The 13,565-nt window shown below is 74.0% G+C and carries 11 protein-coding genes; 5 read left to right on the forward strand and 6 right to left on the reverse strand.

The window, feature by feature from the left end:
• The 5 genes from HTZ82_RS03420 to HTZ82_RS03440 form a co-directional block, all read left to right on the forward strand.
• Nucleotides 1-991: dihydrolipoamide acetyltransferase family protein (locus HTZ82_RS03420; protein ID WP_175407756.1), on the forward strand; the 991-nt coding region annotated here is incomplete at its 5' end.
• Between the two features lie 171 nt (nt 992-1,162).
• Complete coding sequence (locus HTZ82_RS03425) at nt 1,163-2,101, forward strand: NTP transferase domain-containing protein (RefSeq protein ID WP_175407757.1); 939 nt, start codon at nt 1,163-1,165, stop codon at nt 2,099-2,101.
• Nucleotides 2,098-3,483 carry a molybdopterin molybdotransferase MoeA gene (locus HTZ82_RS03430; protein WP_175407758.1) on the forward strand — a complete coding sequence of 462 codons (1,386 nt, stop codon included), beginning with the start codon at nt 2,098-2,100 and terminating at the stop codon, nt 3,481-3,483. The genes HTZ82_RS03425 and HTZ82_RS03430 overlap by 4 nt, the downstream gene beginning before the upstream one ends.
• A 20-nt stretch (nt 3,484-3,503) precedes the next feature.
• Nucleotides 3,504-4,589, forward strand: coding sequence for a TrkA family potassium uptake protein (locus HTZ82_RS03435; RefSeq protein ID WP_175407783.1), 1,086 nt, complete (start codon nt 3,504-3,506; stop codon nt 4,587-4,589).
• A gap of 10 nt (nt 4,590-4,599) precedes the next feature.
• Nucleotides 4,600-5,586, forward strand: coding sequence for an NAD(P)H-quinone oxidoreductase (locus tag HTZ82_RS03440; RefSeq protein ID WP_175407759.1), 987 nt, complete (start codon nt 4,600-4,602; stop codon nt 5,584-5,586).
• 151 nt (nt 5,587-5,737) lie between these two features.
• On the opposite strand, the gene HTZ82_RS03445 is transcribed toward HTZ82_RS03440, so the two are convergent.
• From HTZ82_RS03445 to HTZ82_RS03470, 6 genes are all read right to left on the reverse strand, one after another.
• Nucleotides 5,738-6,286 (reverse strand): bacterial proteasome activator family protein, encoded by a 549-nt coding sequence (locus tag HTZ82_RS03445; protein ID WP_175407760.1) that lies wholly within the window; start codon nt 6,284-6,286, stop codon nt 5,738-5,740.
• 134 nt (nt 6,287-6,420) lie between these two features.
• Nucleotides 6,421-9,342 carry an FtsX-like permease family protein gene (locus HTZ82_RS03450; protein ID WP_175407761.1) on the reverse strand — a complete coding sequence of 974 codons (2,922 nt, stop codon included), beginning with the start codon at nt 9,340-9,342 and terminating at the stop codon, nt 6,421-6,423.
• On the reverse strand, nt 9,339-10,112 hold the full coding sequence (locus tag HTZ82_RS03455) for an ABC transporter ATP-binding protein (RefSeq protein WP_175407762.1): 774 nt from the start codon (nt 10,110-10,112) through the stop codon (nt 9,339-9,341). Before HTZ82_RS03455 ends, HTZ82_RS03450 begins: the two co-directional genes overlap by 4 nt.
• A 125-nt stretch (nt 10,113-10,237) precedes the next feature.
• Nucleotides 10,238-10,885: a PadR family transcriptional regulator gene (locus tag HTZ82_RS03460; protein ID WP_175407763.1), complete on the reverse strand. Its 648-nt coding sequence runs from the start codon at nt 10,883-10,885 to the stop codon at nt 10,238-10,240.
• 84 nt (nt 10,886-10,969) lie between these two features.
• Nucleotides 10,970-11,635 (reverse strand): hypothetical protein, encoded by a 666-nt coding sequence (locus tag HTZ82_RS32695; protein WP_175407755.1) that lies wholly within the window; start codon nt 11,633-11,635, stop codon nt 10,970-10,972.
• 110 nt (nt 11,636-11,745) lie between these two features.
• Nucleotides 11,746-13,407, reverse strand: a complete 1,662-nt coding sequence (locus HTZ82_RS03470) for a protein kinase (protein ID WP_175407764.1) — start codon at nt 13,405-13,407, stop codon at nt 11,746-11,748.
• Nucleotides 13,408-13,565: the final 158 nt, after the last annotated feature.

Raw genomic sequence — 13,565 nt, forward strand, 5'->3', positions numbered from 1 at the left:
TCACACCGCATCGACGTCGGCGGCCGCTGCCGCACCGACGCCGACCGCTGCCGCGCTGACGCCGGCTGCTGCCGCGTCCCCGTCGGTGGCTGCCGCGCCTGTGGCGGGCGACGGGCCCGTTCCGGTGATCTCGCCGCTGGTGCGGAAGCTCGCCAGGGACAAGGGGATCGACCTCCGGCAGGTGCGGGGTTCCGGCCCGGACGGGCTGATCCTGCGCGCCGACGTCGAGCGCGCCGCGGCCGCACCGGCCAACGCGGTCGCTGCCCCGGCAGCACCGGTCGCCGCCGCTCCGGCCGCCGCCGGTGGTGAGCGGGTGCCGCTGCGCGGTGTGCGCGGCGCGGTCGCCGACAAGCTGACCCGCAGTCGCCAGGAGATACCCGACGCGACCTGCTGGGTCGACGCCGACGCGACGGAGCTGATGGCGGCCCGCGCCGCCATGAACGCCGCGGGAGGTCCGAAGATCTCCGTGCTCGCGCTCTTCGCACGGATCTGCACCGCCGCGCTCGCCCGCTACCCGGAGCTCAACTCCCGGGTGGATCTGGCGGCGCGGGAGATCGTGCGCCTTCCGGAGGTGCACCTCGGGTTCGCCGCGCAGACCGAGCGGGGCCTGGTCGTGCCCGTCGTCCGGGACGCGCACGGGCGGTCCGCCGAGTCCCTGACGGCGGAGTTCGCCCGGCTGACGGAGCAGGCGCGGAAGGGTGCGCTGACCCCGGCGGACCTGACCGGCGGGACGTTCACGCTGAACAACTACGGCGTGTTCGGCGTCGACGGCTCCACGCCGATCATCAACCACCCCGAGGCGGCGATGCTCGGCGTCGGGCGGATCGTGCCCAAGCCGTGGGTGCACCAGGGTGAGCTGGCCGTACGACAGGTCGTCCAGCTGTCGCTCACCTTCGACCACCGGGTGTGCGACGGCGGCACGGCAGGCGGCTTCCTCCGGTACGTCGCGGACTGCGTGGAGCAGCCCGCGGTGCTCCTGCGCACCCTGTAGAGCACCTCTAGAGCCCTGTAGAGCACCTGTAGGGCACCTGGAGAACCCGCGGGGAACCCGCGCGCGGCACCCGCTCAGGCGGCACCCGCCGCACCACGGGTCCCCGGCCCCGCTTCCGCAGGGCCGGGGGCCCCGCCGCGTCCGCGGAGCGGGGGCGACCATACTGGGCGCGTGACCCGATTTGACGCCGTCGTGCTGGCCGGAGGGGCCGCCCGACGACTCGGTGGCGCGGACAAGCCCGGGCTGAGCGTGGGCGGTCGCGCCCTGCTCGACCGTGTGCTGGACGCCTGCCGGGACGCCGGGCGTGCCGTCGTCGTGGGCGGTCGCCGGGCGACCTCACGGCCTGTCGTCTGGGCTCGGGAGGACCCGCCGGGCGGTGGCCCGCTCGCCGCCCTGGCCGCCGGGGTACGGCATGTGGAGGCCGACACGGTCGTCGTACTCGGTGGTGACCTGCCGTTCCTCGACCGCGCCACGGTGCGCGGCCTCGTGGACGCGCTCGCCACCGGCACGGCCGGGAACGACGGGACGGCTCACGCCGTCCGGGGCGCCGAGGCCGTCCTGGCCGTGGACGCCGACGGACGCGACCAGCCGCTCGTCGCCGCGTACCGCACCGAGCCCCTGCGCCGCGAGATCGCTCTCCTCGCCACCGAGCACGGCCGTCTCTCAGGGTTGCCCCTGCGTCTGCTGACGCAGGAACTGGACCTCGCCCGGGTCCCCGCCCAGCCGCTCGCCGCCTTCGACTGCGACACCTGGGAAGACCTCGCCGCGGCCCGGGCCCGCATCAGGGAGCATGGGAACGTGCTGGACGAATGGATCACCGCGGTCAAGGCGGAACTGGGCATCGAGCTGGACGTCGACACCGCACTCCTGCTGGACCTCGCCCGCGACGCCGCCCACGGTGTCGCCCGGCCCGCCGCGCCCCTCACCACCTTCCTGGTGGGGTACGCGGCCGCCAAGGCGGGGAACGGCGGCCCGGAAGCCGTGGCCGAGGCGGCCCGCAAGGCCGCAGCGCTCGCCGCACGCTGGGCGAACGAGACCGACACCCGGCCCGGCACCGAGGCAGACCCCCGGCCCGGCACCCGCCCCGGCACCGAGGCCGACGCGGGATGACCGACCCGGACGTCGACGGCGTCGACGAAGCACTCGCCCTGGTCGGCCGCCCGCCACAGACCGCCCGGCCCGGCGGCGACCCGCACCAGGAGGGACGCCACGGCAGTCCCTGGTCCCGGGCCAGGGACATCGCCGCCCGCGCGGGCCGCACCGCCCCCGTACGGACCGTCCGCGTTCCCCTGGAGCAGGCCCTCGGCCAGGTGCTCGCCGAGCCGCTCACCGCCCTCACCGACCTGCCGTCGTTCGACACGTCCGCCATGGACGGCTGGGCCGTCGCCGGGCCGGGCCCGTGGAAGATCCGCGCGGGCGACTCCGTCCTGGCCGGACACGACGCGCTGCCCGCGCTGCCCGACGGCACCGCGGTCCGTATCGCGACCGGCGCCCGCGTCCCGCCGGACACCACCGCCGTCATCCGCACCGAACACGCCCGCGTCCAGCCCGGCCGCACCGAGCAGCACCTCCACGCCCTCCGCGAGGTCGTTCCCGGCCAGGACATCCGGCCGCGCGCCCAGGAGTGCCGTACCGGCGACGAGCTGCTGCCCGCCGCCGTGCTCGCCACGCCCGCCGTCCTGGGCATGGCCGCGGCGGCCGGGTACGACGAGCTGGTCACCGTGGAGCCACCCCGGGTCGAGGTCCTGGTCCTCGGCGACGAGCTGCTCACCTCCGGCGTTCCGCACGACGGGCTCATCCGGGACGCCCTCGGCCCCATGCTCGGGCCGTGGCTGCGTGCGCTGGGCGCCGACGTCATCGCCGTACGCCGCGTCGGCGACGACGCCGAAGCGCTGTACGAGGCCGTGACCGGCACAGCGGCCGACCTGGTGGTCACCACGGGCGGCACCGCCTCGGGCCCCGTCGACCACGTCCACCCCGTCCTCCACCGGGCGGGCGCAGAACTCCTCGTCGACGGCGTCCAAGTACGGCCCGGGCACCCCATGCTGCTCGCCCGCCTCGAAGCCCCGCGCGAAGCCCCGGTCGAAGCCTCCCGCGAAGCCCCCGGCACGGACCGGCCCCAGCACCGGCACCCGCCACGGGCACCGCACCGGCACCTCGTCGGGCTGCCCGGCAACCCGCTGGCGGCCGTCTCCGGGCTGCTGACCCTCGCCGAGCCGCTGCTCCGCGAGTCGACCGGCCGCCGCACCCCGGAGCCGTACCGGCTTCCCGTACGCGACGCCGTGCACGGGCATCCGCACGACACCCGGCTCGTCCCGGTCGTCCGGCGCGCTGCGGAAGCCGTGCCGCTGCACTACAACGGCCCCGCCATGCTGCGCGGGCTCGCCACCGCCGACGGGCTCGCCGTGGTCCCCCCGGGCGGTGCCCGCCCCGGCGACGAACTGGAGATCCTCGCCCTCCCGTGGGCCACCACCCCTGGAGGTTTCACGTGAAACTGCCCGGCCGCGACGTGATGGCACGCCAGGCCGACGAGCATCTCACCGGCGCCCGCGTGAAGCTGCCCAAGGCGATCGTCGAGCACCCGCTCCGCCAGGTCGCACAGCGGCTGATGATGGCTCTGGGGGTCCTCGCGCTCACCGTCCTGATCGTCTGGCTCGACCGCGACGGCTACCGGGACAACAAGGACGTGGACGTCAGCCTGCTCGACGCCGTCTACTACGCCACGGTGACACTCTCGACCACGGGCTATGGTGACATCGTCCCGGTCACCGACGCCGCCCGGCTGATCAATGTCTTTGTCGTGACGCCGCTGCGCGTGGTGTTCCTGATCATCCTGATCGGCACCACCCTCGAAGCGCTCGCCGAACGCACCCGCGAGGAGTGGCGGCAGAAACGCTGGAGGTCCGCCTTGCGCGAGCACACCGTCGTCGTCGGCTTCGGAACGAAGGGCCGTTCCGCTCTGGAGACACTGCGCGCCACCGGGCTGAAGCAGGAGCGGGTCGTCGTCATCGACCCGAGCGACAAGGTGATCGAGGCCGCCAACGCCGAAGGGCTCACCGGTGTCCTCGGCGACGCCACACGGAGCGATGTGCTGCTGCGCGCCGAGGTGCAGAAGGCCCGTCAGATCATCGTGGCCACGCAGCGCGATGACACGGCGGTCCTGGTCACGCTCACCGCGCGCCAGCTCAACCGGGGCGCGAAGATCGTGGCCGCCGTCCGCGAGGAGGAGAACGCGCCGCTGCTGCGGCAGTCGGGCGCCGACGCGGTGATCACCAGCGCGAGCGCGGCCGGCCGGCTGCTGGGCCTGTCCGTGCTGAGCCCCAGCGCCGGCACCGTCCTGGAGGGCCTGATCCAGCAGGGCACCGGCCTCGACCTCGTCGAGCGCCCGGTGACCAAGGCGGAGGTGGGCCGGAGCGTACGGGAGACCCACGACCTCGTCGTGAGCGTGCTGCGCGGGCACCGGCTGATCGGTTACGACGACCCTGAGGCGAGCCCGCTCCAGCTCACCGACCGCGTCATCACCATCGTGCGGGCCAACAGCACCGCGCCGAGCAACACCGGCTCGCCCGGCGGCCGTTCGGTACCGCGCGGGGAGTAGCCTCGCGGCCATGCATGCGATCACGATTCCGGAACCCGGTGGCCCCGAGGCGCTCGTCTGGTCCGAGGTGCCCGATCCCGTGCCCGGCGAGGGTGAGGTCGTCCTCGACGTGGCGGCGAGTGCCGTCAACCGCGCCGACCTGCTCCAGCGGCAGGGCCACTACGACCCGCCGCCCGGCGCGTCGCCGTACCCGGGCCTCGAATGCTCGGGCCGTATCGCCGCGCTCGGCCCCGGGGTCTCCGGGTGGGCCGTCGGCGACGAGGTGTGCGCGCTGCTCGCGGGCGGCGGGTACGCCGAGAAGGTCGCCGTCCCTGTGGGCCAGTTGCTGCCGGTGCCGAAGGGCGTGGACCTGGCGACGGCGGCGGCGCTCCCGGAGGTGACCGCCACGGTGTGGTCGAACGTGTTCATGGTGGCCCATCTGCGGCCCGGCGAGACCCTGTTGGTGCACGGCGGGGCCAGCGGCATCGGCACGATGGCCATTCAGCTCGGCAAGGCCGTCGGGGCCCGCGTCGCGGTGACAGCGGGCAGCCCGGACAAGCTCCAGCGCTGCGCCGAGCTGGGCGCGGACATCCTGATCGACTACCGCGAGCAGGACTTCGTCGACGAGCTGCGCAAGGCGACGGACGGGGCCGGGGCGGACGTCATCCTCGACATCATGGGCGCCAAGTACCTGGAGCGGAACGTCAAGGCGCTCGCGGTGAACGGCCGGCTGGCCGTCATCGGCCTCCAGGGCGGCGTGAAGGCCGAGTTGAACCTGGGCGCCCTGCTGCGGAAGCGCGCGGCGGTCATGGCGACGTCGCTGCGCGGCCGGCCGGAGGCGGAGAAGGCGGCCATCGTGGCGGCGGTACGGGAGCACGTGTGGCCGCTGATCGGCGCGGGCACGGTGCGTCCCGTCGTGGACCGTACGTTCCCGATGACGGAGGCGGCGGAGGCCCACCGGACGCTGGAGCGCAGCGCCCACGTCGGCAAGGTGCTGCTCACCAACCCGGCGGCCTGACCCGCCGCCGCGGCACACGCCGGACAGCGTCCCGCCGGCCGCGGCGCCACGCCGGAGGACAGCGTCCCGCCGGCCACGCGCACCCTGCGGACAGCACACGGCCCGGCGCTCCCCTTCGAGGAGTGCCGGGCCGTCGTCGTACGCGCCCCTGCTACAGGTACGGCCCGCCCGAGCGGGTCGCGTGGTTGCCGCGGCCGTGTTCCTCGTCCTCGGAGCCCGCCCCCGGCGGAAGCGCCCGCCGCATCTGCTCCAACTGGGCGCGCGCCGCCATCTGCTGCGCGAACAGCGCGGTCTGGATGCCGTGGAAGAGACCCTCCAGCCACCCGACCAACTGCGCCTGAGCGATCCTCAGTTCCGCGTCCGACGGAACCGCCTCGTCCGTGAACGGGAGGGACAGCCGCTCGAGTTCCTCGACCAGCTCGGGCGCCAGGCCCTCCTCCAGCTCCTTCACGGAACTGTGGTGGATCTCCTTGAGCCGGACCCGGCTCGCTTCGTCCAGAGGTGCCGCCCGTACTTCTTCGAGCAGCTGCTTGATCATGCTGCCGATCCGCATGACCTTCGCGGGCTGCTCGACCATCTCCGTCACCGGGATCTCGCGCGACTCGTCTTCACCGTCGCCTCCGCCGAGCGCCATACCGTCCTGCCCGACGATGAGGACCTGCGGGCTCTCCTGCGACCGTTCATTCCTCGGCATCTCCATGCCGCCATTCTCTCGTACAGATGCGTCACAGCACGGTGTGCCCCCGCACCAAGGTGATCCACCCTCGTACGGGGGCACAACCGGCCACCGGCAGGCCCGGCGCGGTCGGCACTACCGGTGCCCGGGACGCTCCGTCACGTGACCGCGCGCCGTGCCACGGCGCCGCGCGACCGGGTCAGCAGGGCGGCGAGGAGCGCGGCACCCAGCGGTACGGCGACCAGCAGCGCGCCGAACGTCTCCCACGGCAGGACGATCGGCACGTGCGGGAGGTCCGCCGACCCGGCCCAGCCGCCGTCGCGGGCCTCCTCGTACCAGCGCATCGCCTCGCGCCGCTCCGTCAGCCGCAGCCCGATCGCAGGGAGGACGCCCGCCGCGGATCCGAGCAGCACCCCCATGACGGCGACCACGCCGCACTGGAACCCGCTGAGGGTACGCCGCACCCGGGGCGGCGCGCCGACCGCGGCCAGCGTCTTGAGGTCGGCCTCCGCGTCGGCCTGGGCGAGACCGGTGGCGATCCCGGCGGCGCCGATGGTGATCAGGCCGGCGAACACGGCGAGCGCGAGCAGCACGATGCCGTACTCGCTGACGTACCCCTCCTCGATGTGGAGCTGGACGTCCGCGCCCGTCTTGGCCAGTTCGTCGTCGAGCCGCTGCCGCTGCTCGCTGCTCGGCGGATGACCGGTCGTGTAGTACGAGCCGATCGGCACCGTGGTGAGGCCGGCGGCCTTCGCGGTGTCCGGGCTGATGAGGCCGCTGATGCCGTACGACGTGACGTCGTCGCCCACCTGGTACGCGGGGAAGGTCTTCACCTCACCGCCCGGGTCCTGGCCCTTCGCGGCGGCCTCGTCGGCCTTCTCCGTGTCGGTGATCAGCCGGAGCGACACCTTGCCGGCCGCGTCGACGTGCGTCTTGCGGAAGGAGACGAAGCCGCCGTCGGCGAGGGCCTTCGCGGCGGCGTGGTCGTCGACGCCGAGGACCTTCAGCAGGTTCGCGTCCGCGATGAGCACGCCGTTGTCGGTGGCCATGGAGCCGTTCCGCTCAGTGGCGCAGCGCCAGTCCTCGGACAGTTTGCGGCGCTCCTCGACGCTGTACTTCTCGGCGGGGTCGGAGCCGTCGGGCGTGGTCGCCCAGAGCGGGCACTCGTTCGCCTTCGGTATGACGAGCTCGGCGCGGCCGCAGCCGTCGCCGCCCTCCCACGGCCGGCAGCTCGGCTTGCCGACCGCGATGCGGGCGACATCGGCCCGTACGTCGACCGGGAGGTGCTTCCGGACGGCTTCCCGGATGGCGGGGACGTCCCGGCCGCCGTCCTCGGCGACCAGCGCGCTGACCGCCCCGTGCGGGAGCTGGGCCACGTAATCCGCGCGCTCCTGGGCGTCTCGGCTCGCCGTGTACGTGGAGACGGCGACCGTCCCGGCGACGGCGGCGAGCACGGCGGCCACGGCGGGCGCCGTACGGCCCCGGTTGCGCACGGCGTCCCGCAGCGCGAGGCGCGGCGAAAGCGGCAGCCAGCGGCCCGCGCGCCCGAACAGGCCCACCAGCATCGGCGTCATGGCGACGACGCCCAGTTCGGCGAGGGCGCTGCCGCCCGCCACGATGATGAACTGGTCGCTGAACAGCGAGCCGTACAGGGCGATAGCGGCGCCGCCCAGCGCGGCCACGAGACCGATGACGGGCAGGACGCGGTTGGCCTTGCGCACGCCGCGCCGGCCGGTGAGCGAGGCCAGGACGGTCTCGCGGGACGCGGTGATCGCGGGCACGATCGCGGCGAGCAGCCCGGTGAGCACGGCGAGGAGGCCGATGCCGAGCAGCTCCAGCGGCCGCACGTCGAACGACCCGAACCGCTGGCCGATGACGTCCTCCAGGACCGGCTGCAGCGCGAAGGTCAGGACGAGGCCGAGCAGCGTTCCCGCCACGGCGGCCGCGGCGCCGATGACCAGGCCGCCGGCCAGGACGATCGAGCGGATGTGGCGGCGGTCGCCGCCGTTGGCGCCCACCAGGCCGAGCTGGCGGCGGGAGCGCCGGGCTCCGACGGCGAAGGCGGGGCCGGCGAGCAGGCAGATCTCCAGCATGGCGAGGCCGACGACGGTCGCGGCGGCCACCAGAGCGGCCCGTTCGGCGCCCGGGCTCTCCGCGAAGGAGCCCCAGCCGTCCCGCTGGAAGAGCGGCACGTCCGACGTGGCGGGCGGGTCGATCAGGACGGCGCGGGAGACGACGTGGACGCCCTTGGCGTTGGCCTCCTGGACCATGTTCCACGTGAAACCATCACCCGCTGAGCCGGTGGAGCCGGTGGAGCCGGTGGCCGAGCCCGCCGCGCCGGCCGCTCCGCCGCCGAGCTGCACGAGGTGGGTCGTGGAGGTGTCGCCGCCCGCCAGTCCGGCGGCTCCGAGTGCCTTGCCGAGCGGCTTCAGGAGCGCGCCGGGCAGGACGTTGACCTGGACGGCCTTGAGGTCGTCGGGCAGCTCGTACACGCCGGTGACCGTGTACTCGCGGTCGAGGCCGCGCGCGGCGAGCGTCGAGCCGACCTTCAGGCCGCTGTTCTCCAGGAACCGCGCGGAGACGGCGACCTCGTCGTCCTTCTGCGGGAACCGCCCGTCCAGGAGGGCCATGATGCCCCGGGCGACCGGGTCGGCCGCCTTCAGCTCGCGGACCTCCGCCTGGAGCAGCCCGTGTGCGGTGCGCAGCTTCGCGTAGCCCGTGGTGTCCGTCAGGGTGGTCGCCCCGGCCGGGAACGCCTTGGTGACGTCGGTCCCGCCGTCGGGCCACGGCTCGTCGCCGGTGTCCTTGGCCGGCGTGTACATCTGGCCGTCCGGGGACTGGTGGATGGCGGCGCCGCCCATGCCGGGGTCCATCAGACGGGCGTCGGCGGCGCCGAGCAGACGGCTCGCCTTCTCCTGTGGGGACAGCTCGGCGCTGCGCAGGGTCAGGTCGGCGGCGCTCACGCCCAGGATGGGCAGCGCGATCATGGCGAGGACGAGGAAGCTGCGGCCCTTGAAGCGCCAGGCGTCGCGGCGGGCGATCCGCACCGCGGCGCGCCAGGAGTGGAACCAGTTCTTCACCGCTCGCCGCCCGCCTGGCCGGAGAGGCCCGCCTGCTGCGCGAGCAGGGAGTCGGCGTCCGTGCGTACGGTCTGGTCGACGACGGCGCCGTCCCGCAGGAACACCACGCGGTCGGCCCAGGCGGCGAAGCGCGGCTCGTGCGTGACGAGGACACCGGCGGCACCGGCGTCGCAGCGGGTGCGGAGCAGGGCGAGGACGGATTCGCCGGTCTCGGAGTCGAGGGCGCCGGTCGGTTCGTCGGCGAGGACAAGGCGGCGCTCGCCGACGAGGGCGCGGGCGATGGCGACGCGCTGCTGCTGGCCGCCGGACATCTCATCGGGGAAACGGTCGGCGAGGTGGCCGAGGCCCATCTCGTCGAGCGCGGCGACGGCCTCGCCGCGGGCCTTGCGGGCGGATATGCCGTCCAGTTCGCGCGGCAGGGCGACGTTCTCGGCGGCGGTGAGGGCGGGGATGAGGTTGTAGTCCTGGAAGACGTAGCCGATGCTGCGGCGGCGCAGCGCGGCGAGGGTGCGGCGGTCGGCGGTGGTGATGTCGGTGTCCTCGACGACGACCCGGCCCGATGTGGGGATGTCCAGGCCGCCCGCGATGGTGAGGAGCGTCGACTTGCCGGAGCCGGAGGGTCCCATGACGGCGACCAGCTCGCCGGGGAAGACGTCGAGGTCGATGCCGCGCAGGGCGTGCACCTCGGTGGCCCCGGTGCCGTGGACCCGGGTCAGCTGCTGGAGTTGCAGCACGGGCCGGCGGGACGGCTGGGGCGTGGGTGATGACATGAAGGGGTCCCCCCTTGGCGTACGCGGGTGGGCGCGCACGGAGCGGTCGGTCGTTCGGTGATGGGTGGGTGTGGCTGCGGGCGGGTGTGGCTGCGGCTGCGGGTGTGGATGCGGGTGCGGGCGGATCAGGGCGTGGCGCGCGGCCGGCCGGGATGGGTCAGTTCCTGGACGGCCGGTGCCACGGGTGGGGAGGTGATCCGTCCGTCGTCTGCCGGCGCCGATGCCGCCGAGAGACGGATGAGGCGTGCCTCGCAGTGGTCGAGCCAGCGCGCCTCGGCCTCGGTCTGGAAGATGAGCTGCTCCAGTACGAGGAGCCACGCCACGTCGTCACGTTCCCGCGCGGCATCGTCCCCGGCCTCCAGGGCGGTCAGCGCCTGGGCCTTGAGGCGGGTGTAGTCCTGCATCGCCTTCACGGTGTGGCGCCGCTGCGCCTGGATCACCGCGCGGATGTCGACGCCGGGCGCCCCGACCGCCATGGCGAGCTTGATGGCCAGCTCGTCCCGCGCCGGGCTGGTGCGGTCGACGGGCCGCTCGAACCAGGTACGGAGCTCGGCGCGCCCCGCGTCGGTGATGACGTAGAGCGGGTGCCCCGCCGCGTCCTCACCGTCCTGGGCGACAAGGCCGTCCCGCTCCAGGCGGCTCAGGGTCGTGTAGACCTGGCCGACGTTCAGCGCCCAGGTGGCGCCGGTGCGGGACTCGAACTCCGTACGGAGCTGGGAGCCGTAGCGGGGTCCCCGTTCGAGGAGGGCCAGGAGGCCGTGGCGGATCGACATACTCAGTATGTATACCGAGTATGCCGAGGGGGACAACCGACTCGGGACTGATCGCGGAGGTCCCCCTTGAGAGGGACGGGCCGCTCAGCGGCGGCGCAGCCGGAGGCCGAGGAAGCCGATGCCGAGGCCCATCAGCGCGAGCCCGACGCCGAGCGTGAGAACGGGAACCCGCCGGTCAGCGACGGCCCCGGTGGCCTGCGGGCCGGACCGCCACGTGTCGGCGGACGGCGTGGGCCGGCGGAGAACGGCCGCCGGGGAGTCCACCTCGGGTACGGCCTCCAGCGCCGGGCCCTCGCGGTCGCGGCGCCATGGGACTGTTGCCGTTTCGGTACGAGCGGAGTCCGAAGGGACGGGTGAGACGGAGGCCGACGGGGTGACGGAGACCGACGGGATCCGCCACGGGACCTTGGTGCGCCCCGGCCGCGTACGCCCCGCCCCGGCGGGCCGCCCGGCCAGCGACGGCCCCGGCGAGAACGTCGCCGTCGGCCCGGAGGGCGACGGCCCGGGCGAAGCCGAGCCGCTGGGCCCCGGCCCCCCGGACATCGAAGCCTCCGGGGAAGCCCCGCTCCCGCCGCCGCCCGTGCCCGTGGGCTCGGGCGGTCCGGCACTCCCACCGGCGGAGGCGCTCGCCCCCGGGGGGCCGGGGCTCTCCTCGCCGTACGCGAGGGGCATCGGACCGGCGGACAGCGCGGCCGCGAGCAGCACCGTGGGCACCGCGCGGCGGCCTCGACGAGCGAGGGCTGCAGTCATCGGTGACGCCTCCTGTGACGAGCTGCGCATGAGGACGAGCACAGCGTCACATGCCGATCGCGCACCGGCATCTCGGTCCCGGCTCCGTGCTTCGGTCGGGTGAGTCCGGCCTACTGGGGCGCGTGACCGGTGGAGATCTCCAGGGTGAACTCGGCCCCGTCCTCGGTGATCTCGGTGCCCTTCGGCGGGTACTGCGTGAGGACCGTGCCGTCGCCGTAGGTGGCCTCGTCGATGCGGACCTCCTTGGTGATCTTCCAGCCGGCGGCCTGGATGCAGGCCCGCACCGAGTTGATGTTCTTGTACGTGAAGTCGGGCGCCTTGAACTTGTCCGGGTCGCTGCCTTCCGACGGCTCCGTGCACTTCTTGGTGTCGATCGTCTTGCCCAGGTCAGGGCCCTTGTACGTGCCCTCGGAGCCCACGCTCGCCGACGCCGACGTCCCCCCGCCGGCCGCCTGGCCGCCCGCGCCGCCGGGGTCGTCCTCCTTGTTGAGGGCGACCGCCGTGATCACGCCGCCGACGGCGATCAGGGCGACCACGATGGCGCCGACGATGAGCGGCATGTTCCGGCGGCCGCCGCTGCCCGCCGGCGTGTACGGGGCCGGGGCCGGGGTCTGGTACGCGGGACCGGGCGCCGGGCTCGGAGCCGGGGCCTGGTGCGGGTAGCCGTACGTCGCCGGGGCGGGCGCCGGGGTCGGCGCCGGGGTCGGGGCGCCGTACGGGCCCGGGGCCGGAGTCGGGGGCTGGTACGGGGTCTGGACGTGCTGCGGCGGCGCCGGCGTCGAGTGGTCCACCGGCGGGAACACCGCCGAGCCCACGCCCGCCCCGCTGTTCGACGGCGCGCCCGGCACGATCACCGGCGCACCGGTCTGCCCCGCCGACAGCACCCGCAGACACTCGTCCCGCATGGCGGCGGCGCTCGGGAAGCGCTCGTTCGGGTTCTTCTTCAGCGCCCGCGCCACCAGCGCGTCCATCGCGGGCGTCACGGACCGGTTGATGGAGGACGGCGCGACCGGCTCCTCCTGGACGTGTGCGTACGCGATGGCCAGCGGCGAGTCCGCGTCGAACGGGATCCGCCCGGTCAGCAGCTGGAAGAGCATGATGCCGACGGAGTACAGGTCCGAGCGGGCGTCCACGCCCCGGCCCAGGGCCTGCTCGGGCGACAGGTACTGCGGGGTGCCGACCACCATGCCGGTCTGCGTCATCGACGTGACGCCCGACTGCATGGCGCGCGCGATGCCGAAGTCCATGACCTTCACGACACCGCGCTTGGTCATCATCACGTTGCCCGGCTTGATGTCCCGGTGGACCAGGCCCATCTCGTGGCTGGTCTCCAGGGCGGCCAGCACGTCGGCCGTCACCTTCAGGGCCTTCTCGGCGGGCATGGCCCCGTACTGCTGGATGTCCGCCGCCAGCGCCGAGCCGAGCGGCTGGCCCTCCACGTACTCCATGACGATGTACGGCATGACGCCGCCGTCGCCCATCGAGGGGTCGTTGAACGTGACCGTGTCCTCGCCGGTGTCGAACACCGACACGATGTTGGTGTGCTGCAGCTTCGCGACCGCCTGCGCCTCGCGCCGGAACCGCTCGCGGAACGACTGTTCCCGGCCGAGTTCCGAGTGCAGCGTCTTGATGGCGACCTGGCGGTCCAGCGCGCTGTCGTACGCCAGGTACACCGAGGCCATGCCGCCCTCGCCGAGCAGGTCGCGAAGCTGGTACCGGCCGTTCGCCACCGACCCGCCGGCATAGCGGCCGTGTGCGCCGTCCTGGCTCATCTCTGCTTCCCCCTACACGACCCGTATGCGCGCTGTACGCGCGCGCGTGACCGCGGTGATCCGGATGTACGCGCCAAGTCTGCCCGAGGCCTCCGACAAATCAAGCCAGGTGCCCGTTCCGTGACCGTACGCACAAGAAGCGTCTCGCAAGCGTTACG

Origin of the sequence: Streptomyces sp. TRM64462 (assembly GCF_013362995.1) — a bacterium.
In the GTDB taxonomy this organism is placed as follows: Bacteria; Actinomycetota; Actinomycetes; order Streptomycetales; family Streptomycetaceae; genus Streptomyces.